This is a genomic window from Candidatus Methanoperedens sp., assembly GCA_012026795.1.
GTDB lineage: Archaea > Halobacteriota > Methanosarcinia > Methanosarcinales > Methanoperedenaceae > Methanoperedens.
The window spans coordinates 1-16,922 of the sequence record VEPM01000002.1 but is presented as its reverse complement, the minus strand read 5'-3'; the positions used below and the strand labels follow the sequence as shown (position 1 = coordinate 16,922).

At 41.2% G+C, this 16,922-nt stretch carries 24 protein-coding genes and 1 tRNA gene; 19 read left to right on the top strand and 6 right to left on the bottom strand.

The features are described from left to right. Positions 1 to 16: 16 nt before the first annotated feature. Positions 17 to 1,033, top strand: coding sequence for an isocitrate/isopropylmalate dehydrogenase family protein (locus FIB07_01460; GenBank protein NJD51515.1), 1,017 nt, complete (start codon positions 17 to 19; stop codon positions 1,031 to 1,033). Between the two features lie 231 nt (positions 1,034 to 1,264). On the opposite strand, the gene FIB07_01455 is transcribed toward FIB07_01460, so the two are convergent. Continuing rightward, on the bottom strand, positions 1,265 to 2,434 hold the full coding sequence (locus FIB07_01455; protein NJD51514.1) for a TIGR04083 family peptide-modifying radical SAM enzyme: 1,170 nt from the start codon (positions 2,432 to 2,434) through the stop codon (positions 1,265 to 1,267). 139 nt (positions 2,435 to 2,573) lie between these two features. On the opposite strand from FIB07_01455, the gene FIB07_01450 reads away from it, so the two are divergent. Beyond that, positions 2,574 to 2,840: a hypothetical protein gene (locus tag FIB07_01450; protein ID NJD51513.1), complete on the top strand. Its 267-nt coding sequence runs from the start codon at positions 2,574 to 2,576 to the stop codon at positions 2,838 to 2,840. A gap of 69 nt (positions 2,841 to 2,909) precedes the next feature. On the opposite strand, the gene FIB07_01445 is transcribed toward FIB07_01450, so the two are convergent. The 3 genes from FIB07_01445 to FIB07_01435 all read right to left on the bottom strand — a co-directional run bounded on the left by FIB07_01445 (position 2,910) and on the right by FIB07_01435 (position 4,043). Beyond that, the gene (locus tag FIB07_01445; protein NJD51512.1) at positions 2,910 to 3,146 is read right to left on the bottom strand and encodes a hypothetical protein; all 237 of its coding nucleotides are present in this window, start codon (positions 3,144 to 3,146) and stop codon (positions 2,910 to 2,912) included. A 163-nt stretch (positions 3,147 to 3,309) separates the two neighbouring features. Next, a complete protein-coding gene (locus tag FIB07_01440) occupies positions 3,310 to 3,516 on the bottom strand; it encodes a hypothetical protein (GenBank protein ID NJD51511.1) in 207 nt (68 codons plus the stop codon). 453 nt (positions 3,517 to 3,969) lie between these two features. After that, a tRNA-Lys gene (locus FIB07_01435) sits at positions 3,970 to 4,043 on the bottom strand. A gap of 57 nt (positions 4,044 to 4,100) precedes the next feature. Between FIB07_01435 and FIB07_01430 the strand changes: the two genes are divergently transcribed. From FIB07_01430 to FIB07_01385, 10 genes are all read left to right on the top strand, one after another. After that, the gene (locus FIB07_01430) at positions 4,101 to 4,496 is read left to right on the top strand and encodes a metal-dependent protease of the PAD1/JAB1 superfamily (GenBank protein ID NJD51510.1); all 396 of its coding nucleotides are present in this window, start codon (positions 4,101 to 4,103) and stop codon (positions 4,494 to 4,496) included. A gap of 66 nt (positions 4,497 to 4,562) precedes the next feature. After that, entirely contained in the window at positions 4,563 to 5,309 is a 747-nt protein-coding gene (gene psmA / locus FIB07_01425; GenBank protein NJD51509.1) for an archaeal proteasome endopeptidase complex subunit alpha, read from the top strand. A 1-nt stretch (position 5,310) separates the two neighbouring features. Continuing rightward, a complete protein-coding gene (locus tag FIB07_01420; protein NJD51508.1) occupies positions 5,311 to 6,435 on the top strand; it encodes a replication factor A in 1,125 nt (374 codons plus the stop codon). A 102-nt stretch (positions 6,436 to 6,537) separates the two neighbouring features. Beyond that, positions 6,538 to 7,515, top strand: a complete 978-nt coding sequence (gene radA, locus FIB07_01415; protein NJD51507.1) for a DNA repair and recombination protein RadA — start codon at positions 6,538 to 6,540, stop codon at positions 7,513 to 7,515. Positions 7,516 to 7,532: 17 nt separating this feature from the next. After that, the gene (locus FIB07_01410; GenBank protein ID NJD51506.1) at positions 7,533 to 8,207 is read left to right on the top strand and encodes a phosphoglycolate phosphatase; all 675 of its coding nucleotides are present in this window, start codon (positions 7,533 to 7,535) and stop codon (positions 8,205 to 8,207) included. 42 nt (positions 8,208 to 8,249) lie between these two features. Then, positions 8,250 to 8,438, top strand: a complete 189-nt coding sequence (locus FIB07_01405) for a hypothetical protein (GenBank protein ID NJD51505.1) — start codon at positions 8,250 to 8,252, stop codon at positions 8,436 to 8,438. Continuing rightward, a complete protein-coding gene (locus FIB07_01400) occupies positions 8,423 to 8,731 on the top strand; it encodes a type II toxin-antitoxin system RelE/ParE family toxin (protein NJD51504.1) in 309 nt (102 codons plus the stop codon). The genes FIB07_01405 and FIB07_01400 overlap by 16 nt, the downstream gene beginning before the upstream one ends. 18 nt (positions 8,732 to 8,749) lie before the next feature. Then, positions 8,750 to 8,968, top strand: coding sequence for a type II toxin-antitoxin system MqsA family antitoxin (locus tag FIB07_01395; protein ID NJD51503.1), 219 nt, complete (start codon positions 8,750 to 8,752; stop codon positions 8,966 to 8,968). Positions 8,969 to 9,213: 245 nt separating this feature from the next. Then, on the top strand, positions 9,214 to 10,287 hold the full coding sequence (locus tag FIB07_01390) for a pyruvate formate lyase-activating protein (protein ID NJD51502.1): 1,074 nt from the start codon (positions 9,214 to 9,216) through the stop codon (positions 10,285 to 10,287). 65 nt (positions 10,288 to 10,352) lie between these two features. After that, the gene (locus FIB07_01385; GenBank protein NJD51501.1) at positions 10,353 to 11,615 is read left to right on the top strand and encodes an MgtC/SapB family protein; all 1,263 of its coding nucleotides are present in this window, start codon (positions 10,353 to 10,355) and stop codon (positions 11,613 to 11,615) included. Positions 11,616 to 11,627: 12 nt separating this feature from the next. Here FIB07_01385 and FIB07_01380 read toward each other — a convergent pair whose 3' ends face one another. After that, positions 11,628 to 12,719, bottom strand: a complete 1,092-nt coding sequence (locus FIB07_01380) for a hypothetical protein (protein NJD51500.1) — start codon at positions 12,717 to 12,719, stop codon at positions 11,628 to 11,630. Positions 12,720 to 12,751: 32 nt separating this feature from the next. Continuing rightward, on the bottom strand, positions 12,752 to 12,979 hold the full coding sequence (locus FIB07_01375) for a hypothetical protein (protein NJD51499.1): 228 nt from the start codon (positions 12,977 to 12,979) through the stop codon (positions 12,752 to 12,754). A gap of 64 nt (positions 12,980 to 13,043) precedes the next feature. Between FIB07_01375 and FIB07_01370 the strand changes: the two genes are divergently transcribed. From FIB07_01370 to FIB07_01340, 7 genes are all read left to right on the top strand, one after another. Further along, complete coding sequence (locus tag FIB07_01370) at positions 13,044 to 13,358, top strand: AbrB/MazE/SpoVT family DNA-binding domain-containing protein (protein ID NJD51498.1); 315 nt, start codon at positions 13,044 to 13,046, stop codon at positions 13,356 to 13,358. Continuing rightward, positions 13,355 to 13,765: a type II toxin-antitoxin system VapC family toxin gene (locus FIB07_01365; GenBank protein NJD51497.1), complete on the top strand. Its 411-nt coding sequence runs from the start codon at positions 13,355 to 13,357 to the stop codon at positions 13,763 to 13,765. The genes FIB07_01370 and FIB07_01365 overlap by 4 nt, the downstream gene beginning before the upstream one ends. A gap of 142 nt (positions 13,766 to 13,907) precedes the next feature. Beyond that, the gene (locus FIB07_01360) at positions 13,908 to 14,435 is read left to right on the top strand and encodes a hypothetical protein (protein NJD51496.1); all 528 of its coding nucleotides are present in this window, start codon (positions 13,908 to 13,910) and stop codon (positions 14,433 to 14,435) included. Further along, positions 14,410 to 15,075: a hypothetical protein gene (locus FIB07_01355; GenBank protein NJD51495.1), complete on the top strand. Its 666-nt coding sequence runs from the start codon at positions 14,410 to 14,412 to the stop codon at positions 15,073 to 15,075. The genes FIB07_01360 and FIB07_01355 overlap by 26 nt, the downstream gene beginning before the upstream one ends. Further along, positions 15,056 to 15,523 carry a hypothetical protein gene (locus FIB07_01350; protein ID NJD51494.1) on the top strand — a complete coding sequence of 156 codons (468 nt, stop codon included), beginning with the start codon at positions 15,056 to 15,058 and terminating at the stop codon, positions 15,521 to 15,523. The genes FIB07_01355 and FIB07_01350 overlap by 20 nt, the downstream gene beginning before the upstream one ends. Beyond that, on the top strand, positions 15,520 to 16,713 hold the full coding sequence (locus FIB07_01345; protein NJD51493.1) for a hypothetical protein: 1,194 nt from the start codon (positions 15,520 to 15,522) through the stop codon (positions 16,711 to 16,713). The genes FIB07_01350 and FIB07_01345 overlap by 4 nt, the downstream gene beginning before the upstream one ends. Continuing rightward, a partial coding sequence (locus tag FIB07_01340; GenBank protein NJD51492.1) for a hypothetical protein occupies positions 16,710 to 16,922 on the top strand: 213 nt, incomplete at its 3' end. The genes FIB07_01345 and FIB07_01340, both read left to right, overlap by 4 nt.

Here is a 16,922-nt window from a genome sequence, read left to right as displayed (position 1 = left end):
GGGCAGGAAGTAAATCATGAGTAAAAAAGCAGCAGTCATAAAAGGCGACGGCGTAGGACCTGAACTTGTAAATAGCATGCTCAGGGTGGCAAAAGCCGTCGGTACAAAAGTCGAGTTCATAATGTGCGAAGGTGGAGAACAATGGTGGAAAGAAAACGGCGGGGATTCCCTGATCCCGCAGGAAACATGGGATATTCTCGGTGACACTGACGCTGGTTTTAAAGGCCCCACGACCACACCTGGCGGCGCAGGCTCACCAAGGAGTGTGGCTGTATCGATCCGCCAGAAGTTCAACCTCTATGCTAACGTCCGCCCGATCAAATCTTTTCCAAATACCCAGAAACCTCTTGGTGATGTGGATTTTGTCTGTGTAAGAGAAGGCACCGAAGGACTGTATATCGGAAAGGAGGTCCAGTTGACAGACGATGTTTTTATCGCCATTCGAAAGATCACCCGGCCTGCATGCCGAAATGTCGCAAAGTACGCATTCGAGGAAGCTGTAAGGAGAGGCTGGAAGAGTGTTGTGGCGATCCACAAGAGCAACATTCTCAAGCAGACCTGCGGCACGTTCCTTGAGGAAACGGAAAAAGTCTCAAAGAATTATCCAGGCATTGAACTGGAAGAATATCATATAGATAACATAGCCCAGCAGCTTATCAAGAACCCGCAGATATTCAACCGGAAAGTCCTGCTTTCGACGAACCTGTTCATGGATATATTGAGCGAAGAGTGTTCCGCTCTTGTGGGAAGCATCGGGCTCATTTATTCGGCAAATATCGGTGATAACTATGCGATGTTTGAGCCTGCCCACGGATCTGCACCAAAATATGCCGGGCTTGATAAGGTAAATCCTGTGGCAACAGTGCTTGCTGGCGCATGGCTTCTTGATTACCTTGGCGAGAAAAAGAATTCCGAAGCGGTTTTCGAGGCAACGGAAAAAGTTATCTCCGAAGGCAAATACCTGACTTATGACCTTGGAGGGAGCGCAAAGTCAAGCAGGATGGTTGATGAGATAATCAGGAAAATAAAGTGAAAAGGAAAATTCATTTTTTAATCTATTTCATTTTCTTAATCTTATTCGTAACCCATTTTCACCGCTACATGTAAATTGCTCGATCTCAACTTCATTTCCATCCTTGAGATCTAAATTTTCACATATTGCGATCGGTATGGAAATTATCAGGTTCTTACCTGACTTTTGAAGTTTTACTACTTCACCCATATTATCACCTTTTTTATTTTTTATTATGGTATTTAACGATATTTAACCCGAATCATGTGACTGGATGCGCTTCATCATCAGTGGCATTATTCCATGCTTTGCGGTCTTTTTCGGTTCTCCCGGAAGACCGAACATCGGCATATCGGGGGCGGAGAAGCCAAAAAACTCATTCTCCCACCTGTCCTTTATTTCCTTGAATATCCTCTTATAAGCAATACAGTGCGGGTCAACGCCCTTTATTTCGCCATTATAAGGAGCTATTGCATTATACGGACATCCGCCCCTGCAGAATTTGATGTTGCTGCATTCCTTGCAATTCTGGTCCACATAATCCTTGAACTGGAACATTTTCTTCCAGGCATCGGACTTTGCAAGGTCTTCCTTGCGGGGATGATCTCTCACATTTCCCATAACATATTCAGGCATGCCTATGAAACGATAGCATGGATATATGCTCCCGTCAGGACCTACCGCAAAAGTATCTCCCATGCAATCAACGAAGGTGCAAACAGTGCCTCGGCTGGTAAACATGCATTTACAGAGGTGGTCAATATTCATGATCTCGATCTTGCCCATGTTTTCCAGGTATTTATCAAGGAGATAAACCAGCAATTCCCCGTACTCTTCCGGGGAAAGTGCAAATTTTTCTGGGGTATCATCACGAATTGAAGGAAGCGCAGGATGTAATTTCAGGGTTATGCCATTCTCCAGGAAAAAATTAAATATCTCCTCTTTCTGCTTTACAGAATGGGATGTAAAGGTGCAAATAAAACTCACTTTAAGACCATTTTCCCTTGCGATTTGAAAACCTTTCATGGTCTTATCGAAGTATCCTTTTCCTCTCTGGAGGTCAGTAAGTTCCTTTGGGCCATCGAGACTGGAACCGATTGGAATATTATACTCTGCAAGGGCTTGAGCCATTTCAGGGGTCATTAACCAGAGATTGGACTGAAGTGCAAAAGCCGGTTTCAAGTGACTGAGGTTCTTTGCCAGTAATGGAAGCGCCTCACGGTAAAAACCAGCGCCTGCCATGAGAGGTTCACCGCCATGGAAGGTAAATGTGACTTGATCGGACCGGAAATCCTTGAGCCACTCAACTACTTCTTTGATGGTTTCAATACTCATTATCGGGGAGCCTTTATCGGAACTCCAGCAATAACTGCAATTAGCGGGACAGCTTAAAGTTGGGATCAGCATTACGTGAAAAGCCATATGATATCTTGATTTAGCGCTTCTTTAAAGTATTAATAGTTTTGCGCATTGATTAAAATAAAGTATATTTACTAAGAAGTGGTAGATATCAATATACACTAATAGTGTATACAAAATTAAAAGAGTGGAGGAACAAAATATGACAAAATATGTAGTTGAATCAACGCACACTTCCGAAGAGTGTACGAAGGCACTTGATGAGACACTTAAAGAGGGAAAAGACATACTTAAAAAATTTGCTTTTGCATGTAGTTCAGGAGAACATACAGGCTGGGCGTATGTAGATGCAGATAGTAAAGAAGAATCATTGAAAATAGTGCCGGAATTCTTAAGAAATAAAGCACGTGCTCACGAGGTTAAAATATATACTCCTGAAGAAATAACAGCGGCACACGCAGAAGCATAACCAATTTTTTATTTTTTAATTAAAGAATAAAAATGAATCACAGCCATTTTTAGCTGTAATTTTTTTATTTTAACTGATTGTAGAAATTATTACTTCTTTTTTTGATGGTTTTTTCGGTTTCTTTGGAACCGTATAAGCTCCTAAAAATAATGATACCAATGCTGCTATTGGCAGAACAAATAGAAATCCGATAACTAAAGCAAAGAATATTGTTGTGGCCGGAACGAATAGCGTAAGAATGAATAATGAAAATGTCGCGCCGCTAAAACCAACCAACAATCCAAGTCTCTTCTTTTGATATGTCATTTTATACCTCCTTTTTGACTTATTTACTGTTAGTTCATATATTTACGAACAATCATAGATATAGTTTACGCTCGATGTAAAGAGTGGTATTTTCCAAAGCTGGCAACTACTCAAAATATTATTAATCAGATGAAAATCAAACAACTGGAAAAACCAGCGGGGATCAAATATTTAAAAAATTCTCATTGTTAACAATGTCACCTGTTATTTGTAATGTCCATTTATTGAGGACATTTGCTGTACTTGCATTAGCATCAAATGTGCCACCGCCTACTATCGTCCCTGAAACTTGTATATGGCTCGAGTCATAGCCGGTAACATCAGTTACGGTTCCTCTGAAACAATATTCGTTTGCTTGAGTAACTACCAATATGTTCGCCGGGGTTCCGCTCTGTCCGATTATCAGTTCGCTTCTACCGCTGGTTTAGTACCGGTTACTATGCCAGAACCATTTGCAATTACATTGGCCGCTCCTAATGCCATTGTTACACCAAACAACATTAAAGCGGCTGCTACCACTATAGTCTTTTTATCTAACATTCTTTTTACCTCCTTTTTGATGTGTTAACCACACTACCATCAGGCAAATTCCCATGAATCTCGGATTTTTTAAAGCATGGTTTAATCAAAGAGTTTTGAATAAAGGATTAAGCGTTTTTTCACCGCCTCTCTCTGATCAATCTAAGAAACAACATATAAATAAAGCTTTCTAAGAATTATAATGAATATTAATTATAATGATCATGTAATTATATTTAAAATTGAATAGCCAAAAGTAAGATTCAATCGTTGTTTTCTTGATAGTTATTCGAAAAATCAATAGCGGGCTGGGAGGGATTTGAACCCACGACCGTCGGATTAAGAGTCCGACGCTCTGCCTGTCTAAGCTACCAGCCCAGGACTTTCCTCTAATAATGCTAAGTTAATATATACATTTCGCACCAATAAGGTAACATGAAAATTGCGAGGGATACTTTACAATTCATACTTGAAGTATGCAAATCATCAGCACCAAATGAATTTGCAGGTATGCTTTCGGCGCGGGGGGATGTCATTACTGAAGTCATAGTAGTCCCTGGCACAGAGTCAAGCGATGAGAGCGCAGTGATGCAGTTATTCATGCTTCCAAACATACATACGATCGGATCGGTTCACAGCCATCCATCCGGGAATATGGCGCCTTCCGGCCCGGATCTTGAACTATTTGATAAGAAAGGAGTTGTTCATATTATTGCAGGTGCGCCATTTGATTTTAATAGCTATAGATGCTATGATAAAGACGGGCTTCCGATCAAACTTGAGGTAGTTGATTATGAATTCAAAGATGAAAATGACATATTATTTGAGTAAAAACCAATATAGTATAGAAATAGATATATACTCTGCAACCTTGAAACATAAAAACCAGGAGATAATATGATGCAGTCACCACAAACAGGATATGATAGTGCAATAACCGTATTCAGCCCTGATGGGAGGCTGTTCCAGGTAGAATATGCACGTGAAGCTGTGAAAAGAGGAACAACAGCAATAGGAATTAAAGCAAAGGACGGCGCGGTCTTATTAGTAGATAAGCGTGCCACCACTAGACTTGTGGAGATGGAATCCATTGAAAAAATTTTCCAGATAGACGATCACATAGGGGTGGCAACATCGGGATTGGTAGCTGATGCGCGGGCTCTTGTAGATTTCGCGCGCGCACAGGCCCAGATCAACAAGACAACTTATGATGAGCCGATCGGGATCGAGACCCTGTCCAAAGAGATATGCGATTTCAAGCAGTCCTACACCCAGACAGGCGGAGTAAGACCTTTCGGGACATCTCTTCTTATTGCCGGGATCGAAGGACATAGAACGCGCATTTTTGAGACCGACCCCAGTGGGGCTTTGCTTGAATACAAAGCCACCGGAATTGGCTCAGGAAGACCTGAAATAATGGAGTTCCTGGAGAAAAATTATACTGAGGATATTGATCTTGATAAAGCTATTGTTCTTGGGCTTGAAGCTCTCAAGACAGTAACAGAAGGCGGCCTGAATGAATTGAACATCGAGGTAGGAGTGATTGAACTTTCAACGCGAAAATTCAGGAAGCTGGCCGTTTCCGAAGTGAAAAAATATATATCAGGGACCTCCAAAGAAACTGAAAAGGGAAAGAAAAAATAATATGGTGAATTTCGGAGAGATTGAAGAGATCTTCAAAAAACTTCAAGGGAAACTTACACCCGACGAATTCAGGTCAAGGGTTGAAACCAAATTTACGGAAATGAACGGTCTTTGCGATCCGCGCACCGCAGCTATGCTTGTTGCAAGCGAACTGGGGTTGAATGAGAATGTTAAGATCAAGGATATGACAGCAGATAAGGGCAATGTTGTTTTTATTGCAAAGGTGACTGCTGTCGGGGATATTAAACAGTTTTCACGAGATAATGATACAATGGGCCGCGTTGTAAATCTTAATCTTGCGGATGAAACCGGCTCTATCAGGGCTGCGTTATGGGATGAGGCTGCCGACCTTGTGAAGATCGGGGATTTAAAGATAGGGCAGACTATTAAAGTGAAAGGGTTTGTCAAACAGGGGCAGCGCGGGCTTGAAGTAAACGTGGGAAGGGGCGGGAATGTCGAGCATATAGAAAAAGAAGTCCCTGTAAATTTAAAGCCACATAAGATCAGCGAGATTAAAGCAGGAATGAACGACCTGAATGTTCTTGGCAAGGTGCTTGATATTGGGAAAGTGCGTACATTTGCACGCAAGGATGGAAAGACAGGTAAGGTCTTAAATATTACCATAGGTGATGAAACAGGGAAAATCCGGGTTACTTTATGGGATGCAAAAGCTGAATCCCCTGGTGTAAATGCAGGGGATATAGTGGAAGTAATGAATGCATACGCCCGGGAAAATACATTCAGCAACTCGATAGAACTGTCGCTTGGTTCAGGCGGGGGAATTACAAGAAGCAGCGCGGTAGTTACTTATAACGAACCTCTCACGCCAATATCCGATATCGGTATTAATTCAGCTTATAGCGTGGCCGGGCATGTATCTGGAATTGATGAGATCAGGGAATTCGACAGGCCTGATGGAACAAAAAGCAAGGTGTCAAATATTTATATTTCAGATGACACAGGGCGCATAAAAGTTGCGCTGTGGGGCGAACATGCAGACCTTATAAATGAACTTGAAATCGGAAGTGAGATCCGCATTGTGGATGTTTTTGCAAAATCGGGAAGGAACGAGGAAGTGGAACTGAGCGCAGGAGCAAGGACAAGCATCCAGGTTATCAGGAAGTAATATTACTTTCACCCCGCTCTCATAAGGTTTATTAATAGATACGCCAAGATAATGGATAATTGTGCACCATATAACAAACAAAATGTGCACTGGAGAAACAACATGGCAGAAAGAAAAACTTTGGAAGATTTACCGGGTGTAGGTCCGGCGACAGCAGAGAAATTGAAAGAAGCGGGTTTTGGCTCAATTGAAGCCATAGCCGTATCATCCTCATCCGAACTTGCAAGTATAGCTGAGATCGGGGAATCAACCGCACAGAAGATCATTAATGCGGCACGACAGGCCGCAGATGTCGGGGGATTTGAAACAGGCGACCTTGTTCTTGAGCGCAGGAAGCTTGTGGGAAAATTAAGTTTTGGCACCAGGGCCTTTGACGACCTCATGGGGGGCGGGGTTGAGTCCCAGTCAATTACGGAGTTCTACGGGGAATTCGGTTCGGGAAAGACGCAGGTTGGCCACCAGATGGCTGTAAATGTGCAGCTCCCAAAGGAAGAAGGAGGACTCGGAGGATCAGTGATAATAATTGACACTGAAAATACCTTCAGGCCAGAAAGGATAACCCAGATGGTAATGGGATTATCTGCAAAATACGGGACAGAGTATGATCCTGAGGAGTTCCTGAAGAACATCCATGTTGCAAAAGCCTATAATTCAAACCACCAGATACTGCTTGTGGATACTGCAAATGATCTTGCCTTAAAGCTCAGGGATACCGATAAGCCGGTGCGCCTGCTGATCGTTGATTCATTGACCGCTCATTTCAGGGCTGAATATGTGGGGCGCGGAACTTTAGCAGACAGGCAGCAGAAACTCAATAAGCACATGCACGACCTCATGAAGTTTGCAAGTCTTTATAATGCTGCGATTATCGTTACCAACCAGGTGATGTCAAAACCCGATGCATTCTTCGGCGACCCCACAAAACCCATTGGCGGGCATATCGTGGGACATACCGCGACATTCAGGCTGTACCTGCGAAAATCCAAAGGTGAGAAGAGAATAGCAAGGCTTGTGGATTCTCCGAATCTACCTGAGGGCGAAGCGATATTCTCGGTTACGTCAGAAGGGCTTAAGGATTAAGAATCGATATTAAGGATGTGAAATACAAAGCTGTCGTAGTCGATATTGACGGAACAATTACATATAGCGACAGGAGTATCGATTGTAAAGCCGTTGCAGCATTACGAAGCCTTCACGTTCAGGTAGTCGTTGCTACAGGGAACGTACTCTGCGTTGCCCGGACAGTCGCAAAACTCCTGGGAACAAGAGGTATCGTGATAGCTGAGAATGGCGGGGTCGTTGAGTGCGGGAAAGTTGAAGCTGACACATCCCATATAAAAGAGTGCAGGGAGGCTTTAGAGATATTGGAGCAGCACTTTTCCTCCCTTGAGATGCTTGACCGTGAGAACAGGATCACCGAAATAGGCTTGCGGCGCAATTTCGATGTGGATAAAGCAAGAAAACTCCTGGGTAATGCGCCTGTGGATATTGTTGATACCGGGTTCGCGATTCATATCAAGAGCAAAAAGGTCAATAAAGGTACAGGGTTGAGAAGGATCGCGCAAATGATGGGTCTTGATGTGCAGGATTTCGTGGCTTTCGGGGACTCCCCGAATGATATCGAGATGCTTGAGGTGGCTGGTTTTGGGGTGGCTGTTGGGAATGCGCATCCTGATCTGAAAAAAGTTGCACGCTTGGTAACGAAGGGAGAGCATGGGACTGGGGTGGAGGAGGCTGTGAGGGAGTTGAGGAGGAGAGGGGAGATAAGATAGATATAGGAGGAATAAGAAATTATTGGCCAGAAGGTAATAAGCGTGAATGGTGTAAAACAACAAGTCATCCGTATGATAGAGGCTCTTCCTGAAGAGATTACTGTCGATGATATTATGGCAGAACTGTATTTCAAGCAGCAGGTTGATGCTGGTCTGAAGGAGCTTGATGAAGGTAAGGGAATACCTCATGAAGAGGTTGAAAAGCGGATGGCCAAATGGCTCAAAAGATAAGGTGGTCTCCAAAGGCAGCTTCTAACTTTGAAGAGATATGTGAATACATTGCCAAGGATTCAGAAGTTTATGCAACTCTTTTTGCTAACAAAATAAATGCAGCCGTAAAATCTATTCCTCAATTTCCTAAAGCTGGGCGAATTGTGCCTGAATATGAGGACGAGAATATACGTGAGAAGATATATGAAAACTACAGAATAATATATCGTATCAAAGGAGAGATTATTGAAATTGCTGCGATCAGTCATAGTTCAAAGCCGCTGAAGAATGTTCTACAAGGGAAACAAATCTAAGAACTCGGAGAAAATAAAATGCAATGTCACTTTTGTGGCGGAGAGATGAAAAAAGGAAAAACAACATACGCATTGAATAGATTGGGCTATCATTTATTGATCGACGATGTTCCAGCATGGATATGTTCGAAATGTAATGAAGCATATTTTGAGGAGAGCGCGGTTGATAATATTCAGTATATTATCAAAAGTCTTGATCCACAGATTAATAAAGTAAGGGAAGCTGCAATAGCTTAAGTGTGGAAGAATTAAGGTCGATGATATAGTCAATCATGCATATTTAGCCCGAAAGGAAACGATACAATAAACCACAAAGAACGCAAAGCATAGCAGCAAATCTTTGCGCCCTTTGCGTTCTTTGCGGTGAGCGTTCAATTAATCTTTGAATTCTCATCGGGTTATTTAAAGCTGAGTGATTATATCATGGCTAAGCTCTAAATGATAGTTCGATATAAATATTATTAAATCTTAAGTGATCTCCGATGAAGCTTCTTGCTATTGATGTCGGAATGGGGACACAGGATATTCTTCTCTATGACAGCCATGAGAATATTGAAAATTGCTTTAAGATGGTTTTGCCATCGCAGACCCGGATCATTGCCCAGAGGATCATTGAAGAGACGGCATTGAAAAAAGATATTGTCCTTACGGGTGAAACAATGGGGGGAGGCCCATGTGCGGCCGCAATAAAGAGGCATTTAAAAGCAAACCTATCAGTTTTTGCCACAGAAAAAGCAGCTCTCACCCTGAATGACGATCTTGAAAAGACAAAGGAAATAGGTGTTGTCATTGTAAAAGAGAATGAAGTAACCGAACTAAATGCTTCGGTTATCAAAATGTGCGATATAGATAAAGCCGCCCTTACGGAAGCCTTTGCTCTTTTTGGTGTTCCAATCCCGCAAAATTTTGCCGTAGCTGTCCAGGATCACGGATTTTCTCCGGCCGGAAGCAATCGCGTCTTCCGGTTTGAATATTTCAGGGAAATCATTGAAAAAGGCGCAACACTTGATTCTTTTGTATATACGAATAATACGAAAAAAATCCCGGAGCGCTTTACAAGGATGATCGCTGTGGAAAGAACATTGCCTGGTGCAATGCTGATGGATACGGGAATGGCTGCAATACGGGGAGCACTTCTTGATGAGTGTGCCCGCGAGCCGCATCTTGTTGTAAATATCGGCAATGGCCACACACTTTCCGGGATCATTGATAATGGAAAACTCATCGCATTAATGGAACACCACACACAGCAGATGACCTCAGGGAAACTTGATGATTACCTGATGCGATTATGTAATGGAACACTCGGGTTTGATGAGGTTTTTAATGATGGCGGGCACGGGTGTTATGTGAAAGAAGCGATTGGCTTTGAAAATATTGGCTCAATATTGGTCACGGGTCCGCAACGTGAGATCATGCGCGGCTCAAAACTGGAGTTCAGTTTTGCTTCTCCTTACGGGGATATGATGCTGACTGGCTGTTTCGGACTGGTTGATGCTTACATGCATTACTTAAGGAATTGCAATTCAGACTCTTTGAGGGATGAAAGAAATTAAGTATTTATAAAAGTATTAATATTAGAATATCAATGCTTGATCTTGTACCGCAATTTTTCAATGATATGGATGTCAATTTTGATTTCTTTAAGAAATTAGCCCTGGCTGTGCTTATTGGAATACTTATTGGCATTGAAAGGGAACACAGGCGGCCTGAGAAAGAAGAATTGATCGCCGGGGTCCGCTCATTTACCATAGCCTGTATCGCAGGTATGATATCCTCATTCATAGCATTAAAAGTCAATCCCGGTATTCTTCTTATATCACTTGCATTTTTTGCATTAATATCAACATTATACATATATATTAAAAATGTAGTATTAAAAGCCCCTGGTATAACAGGTCCGATTGCACTATATTGTACTTTCCTTCTTGGTGTTTTAATATCTTATGATCAATTCGTCCCTGCTATCGCCGGGGCTGTTATTATCACACTTCTCCTTGCAGAAAAGCAACCTCTCCATTCTTTCGCAACAAAACTCAGGGACGATGAAATATTAAGCGCAGTCCGGTTTCTCGCTGTTGTTTTCATACTCTTTCCCCTGGCTCCTGATGCAGTTTATCTGGGAGTCATAAATCCAAGAACGATCCTTTTAATTGTGATATTTGTTGCCTCCATTAGCTTTGCCAGCTTTGTAATAATGAAAAACATGGGGACGGAAAAAGGAGTCCCTATTTCCGGAATGCTGGGAGGGCTTGTTAACAGCGAAGCCACAACAGCAGCGCTTGCAGCTATGGCAAAACATAGACACGAATTGACCGAATCCAGTTTTACAGGGATTATTTTGTGCAATTCTTCAATGCTTATTCGAAACCTCATAATCGCCCTTATTGCGGATCCGACAGGAAAGGTAGCCTTTCTGATGGCAATTCCCCATATATTTATCATTATTTACTCTGCATCTGTAGTTTTAGGATCAAAAAACACCGGACACGTTAGCGAATCGATCCAATTGCAATCACCATTCGCGCTTTCACCCGCGATAAGATTTGCTGTTGGCTTTACAGGATTATCTATCGTTTCAAAATATGCTAACCTCTGGGCTGGTGCAGCAGGTGTTTATGCTACTGCGCTGGGCGGCTTTATAAGCAGCGCCGTAGTAACGGCATCAGCAGCCGCGCTTGCAGTGAACGGCGATATTTCATATAGCACAAGTGCGATAACTGCAATTCTCGCAAGCCTCGTAAGTACAGGGAATAAGATGATAATCGTTAAATGGTCGGGTCCGTCAATGCTAAGCGATCTTGTCAATAAGACATTCACACGCTTCATTATTGCAGGAGGGATTGTTCTTGTGATATGGGGAATATTCATTACCTATTTTTAGCACGGTGAAAAATCATTTCGGGACAAGAGTAGCACTATGACCTGTGAATCTTTCTGGTATTTCACGCCCGAGAATGTCCATGGCAATTTCATAATTACATTGCATTATCCTGTTTTTCTGGATAAATGGTTTCATTTTTTCAAATAGCCCGGTAAGACTTACCCCCTGCATGGAAAAACCTGAGAAAGCCGGGTCCGCATTATTTTTTAAAAAATTAAGAATTGCATTATAATCCACAGGCTCGCAAAGTATCACAATTTCAGATCGCCCTATCTGTAATCCCAATATTTTCATACATTCTGTAATATTTGAAAATTTAATTTCATCTTCATTTATCTTATGATCAAGAAATTTTTCATGCGATTCTGCATATGTCCTCGAATGTTCCCATAAGTTTTTTACGAAATAATCTCTTGCTTTATATTTAAGAAGCCTTTTAAACCTGCTCAGGAGCTCATCATAAAATTTTTCAGTCTCTTCATATGAAATACCCATCCGCGCTGAATTGAATGGACTATGCCACAGGTGTCTTGGCTTTTCACGAAGATTCATAATCTCATTGACTGCCCGCGCCATTTTTAATGTGAATACCTCGACAAGGCTGAAGACTTCATCATAGACAGGAATAAGTTCATCTCTTGATTTTATATTTAGCCCATAAAAAAGTACATTCAAAGGAAGGCGCTCTTTACTTTCTATGAGCCTGATATTTTTATCAATGGTCTCTTTTAAATATATCCTGTAAAGTGTTCTTGCAGGTTCGCTTATATCTTTTGAGATATTCTCATAATATTCCAGCCAGAATTCAAACGGTGAGATCATCCGTTTATTATATTTATTTTCAAGTTCATGGAAATCTGTTGAAATATTAAGGAAAACTGCCTGCGGATCAATACTATTGAACAGGTAAAGGATTTCATCATGAACTTTGTCCCCATTTATTAATGCGAGCCTTGCGCTTTCAGAAAAAAATCTCTCAAGTTTAAATGGATATTCAAGATGTCCTTTAATGGCATTATCTTCAAGACCGCCAAGCCATTCCCTCATTGCCGCATCATGTACATCCAGAACATTGATGACAGGTATAAGGAACAATTTTGGCATCAATACCTAAAAGAGGATAATTATCTATACGTTTATTCTTTACTCTCCAGGGCTTTTTTGAGTATATTCTTAATTTCATCCAGGATATCAGACTCATTTGAATTATCAATATACAGAAGCCCTTCTTTTATTTTTAAGGCGTCAGGAGAACTATTTCGAAGTTCAGATAACGCATTTACCAGGATGTTTATATCCTGCACAGGTTGAGTTTTCCCTGTTATGAATACGAACGAATTTCCTTCTCGTTCCAATCGTACCATTGTCCTACCTCTTTATATAAATCATTGAAATCAGTACTTGCACCAAAGGTTAAATAATTATGTTATGATGAAAAGGGTTTTTTATCAGGAGTATCTTCATGCCATAATAAAGTTTTTATCGTATAACGTTATACGTATAACTATGACTGAAGTAAAAGTACATGAAAAATATCTTGTAGTTATCCCAAAAGATGTTCGTAAGGCGCTGGGGATCAATATCGGGGAAACTGTGGAATTCGTTATCGAGAAAGGGAGGGCAGTACTTTATCCTCACCGCGGAAGTATAAATTCTGTAAAGCGGGTACATGGAATAATCAGGCACGAAGGCACGATAGATGAGGGCATAGAAGAAGGATATGCGGCAATGGGGACAGAATGAAATACGTAGATGCCAACATACTCATAGCAAACCTTATAGGGGATAACAGGCTGGGAGACGTAGCCCAGATGTACCTTGAAGACGTAGCTTCCGGAAAGGAGATCGCAGCGACCTCTGTTCATACAATGGTCGAGATATATGCGTTCCTGAAAGGCAAAAAGCTTTCAGAACAAAAAATAGCAGGAATATTGAAAGAGATAAACCAGCATGGAGTTATGCTGCTATCCTTTAATCCGGAAATTCTCATTGAAGCACTTCCAATGCCGAATAAAGGCTGGAAACTGGGGGATGCAATTCATTATGTGACAATGGTTAAGAATGGTTTAAATGAGATCGTTTCCGATGATGCACACTTTGATGATTTAAAAGATATTAACAGAATAGACCTTTTAAAAATTGGGTATTAATTTTTATAGTATTATTCAAATTCGCAAAGGATCGCCGCAATATTAGCGATTTTAAGCAGAGATTTTGATGGATCAGGATAGATAGATTCTTATTGTATCAGGCTATTTTTGGGGAAAATTGCTTTGGAAAATAAATAAATTTATGACACATAAAAATTTCTTTGATAATGACTCAGCTGCCGAAGGCCTGCCAATGCGACTTGTGGTTACTGTTATTCTTTTTTCGGTTATTATCGGCCTATCTGCAAAGGCTGTATATCTTTTCATAGATAATGCAAATGAAAAAAAGCTCAAAGGACAGCTTGATCTAATCGACAAGAGCGCTTCTTTGATATATATCCAGGGAGGAGCGCGGGATATTGATGATCCTGCCGACTTCTCAGGAACCGTGGAAAACATACATGTAGAAATACCGGATAATGCCGCATTTGTGGTTTTTGGGGGAATGCCTGATGGTAATGTTAGTCCTCCGGAAGCAGGAAATCTGCATACTGATAATGTATTTTATTATGTCCTGGATGACGGCAGGGTGCAAACAAGATCATCGATAGCACGTTTTCGTGCAAACACCACGGAACTGGACAGGCCGTTCGTGCTTTATCCCGGAGAGTATGATTTAACAATGGAACTTGTAAAAAACAAAAATGGTACTTATGTCAGGATCGAATAAAACCGGAGTATTTACATTATTCGTACGAAATGACAGCGCATGGGCTGATTTTTTTATTACGCGGATCGGATTGATCCTTTTTGCAGCAATACTGCTTCTTACAGCTTTTAAAATATACCCGATGTTCCAGGAGCGGGAGAGCAGGTTGGATCTTGATACCATAGCCTATGATATAACCTCAAAAATAGAAGCCGTTGACAGTATTACCATACCAGGATATAAATACAACTACGTTTTCGAAGAGAATAACAGGGATATAAGAATAGAGATATCCACGGAATATGTTAATGTACATTCAAATCTTAGCTCCTCTATATGGGAAGACAGGGAATTAATATATGCCGAACCTTTGATAACATACGTCTATCCCCCGAACAGTAATTGGGGCAATACATCCGGTTTTCGAAAATATATAAGCGATACTATAGGTGGCGGAAAAAACGGGGATATATCAAGTCCTCTTGATACTGAGGTTGATAAACAAAAAGTAGATGCGATATTCGAATCAACGCGAAAAGAGCTCGCTGTGAGCCCTTTTACCCCTGACCTTGATAAGCCCCTGTTCATCGAAAAGGTAATAATCCATTATAAGAATCAAACGGAAATTCAAAAAAGAGATTATGTCTTCGTTTACCAGTGATGAAAAAGGATTGATAGAACCCTATACCGAGCTTCCAGCTATGGCTCTGGCTGTCGTTGGATTTATTGTTTTTATCGCGGTTATTACCCAGGCTTATACGACATACCAGGAAAAATCTTTCATCGCAGGGCATTATGAGGATGCAGCAAATCTTGCCCAGAAGCTTGGCAGGGATAGTGCATTGACTGGCGGCTACCCTGGTGTGATTGATTCGGAAAAACTGGAAAATCTCGACCCTGCTGAAATATTACAGCAATATAGTTCCTATTACGATTTCATGTTCAAGATCGATTCAAATTCAGAAAACCGGAAATATAATATCATTATCAAAAATCCGGACTCAGGCGAATCAAAGATCGGTGTTTCTGCTTCAATACCTGTAACTGTCAGGTTCAATGATGTAGAGGAGCAGCCAGGTATACTTACTGTTAAAATATGGAGAAAATGATGACAAAACAGAATGAGAGGAACAATTTATATAAAGATACAGCTGGTTTCTCTACTACTTTTGATATATTCCTGTTCCTTATCATGATCTCTATTTCGGCAGTAATACTTCTTCCTTCAATAACAGGCAACACCCAGGTCAAATCGGCGCTTGAATCAAAAAGCCAGGAGAATTCGGGGGATACACTGCTCACGCTTCTGAATGGAAAGGTGTATGAATTTGAATATATAGTGGCAGGCGATCAGTTAGATGCAGTTGCTGGCCCGTTGAATAATTCCCCGGTTTTTGTAACAGGTAAAAAAATAATTGCAGGGAAACAATTAAAACATAAGACTTTTTCTGATATTGCGGCTGAGAATGCGGCGGTGCAGTGGGTTATTTATTACAATGGAACAAGAACACAATTGAATTTCATGATGACAAATTATTCAAGCAGTTCAAAAAATATCATGAAAAATTATCTTGATGAGCAAATCGGGGACAGGTATGATTATAATTTCACAATATTATGGCGGCCTTTTACCGGCGCCCCCATCGGGGGAAACCTGGATATCGGGGAACCTGTACCTCGTAACGCATATGTGGAATCAGCATATATCACGATGCCTTATAGCATCGTAATTTCACGCAAACGCGTGGAGGATATTATCGAGAATAATTTCAATAACAGCAGGTTCGGAAACTTTTCATTTACTCTGGAAGAATTGAAAAACAATGAGTCGGCCCGTGATGTGATAGAGACGGAGATCTCTAATAAAATAAATAACATAATTAATGATACAGTTGATGATTCCGTTGGCCTGATAGTGGATCAAAAGCTGGGACCTGTTCTTGATGAATCCAGGAACAAAATGATTGAAGATGTCAATGGCCTCCTGTTGGATTCTGAAATACCCCTTGACCAGGAAATAAATGATGAGATAAATAACACACTGGATAACGTTAGCTCCGACTTATCAGGAACAATGTCAGATAAGCTCAAAAATTATCTTAAGGCAACTGCAAAAGAAGAGATACAGGCTGCAACCGGTGAAGAGATCAGATCATTTTCGACTGAACTTGCGGATATGTATGTGAATAATGCTATCACGATAATTGAGGCAAAAGACAGGGTCATTATTGAAGTTTTTTCGCGAATAAACATTAACCGGGCACAGGCAACATTGTCTTTATGGGAGAAAAGGAAATGAATAGGCTCTTCCTCCGCGACGACTCGGCCCGCGTTCCCTTCGTTGTTATCGGCATATTCTTCGTGATCCTGTCAACCATCATTTCACTCAATCTTACACGCATGGATATTAAAATGGCAAAGACCATGTCATCAACTATTGAGATATCAGCACCGGACCAGGCATTGGCATACGCAAAAGCAGACCTGAAACGGGCTCTTAACTATGCT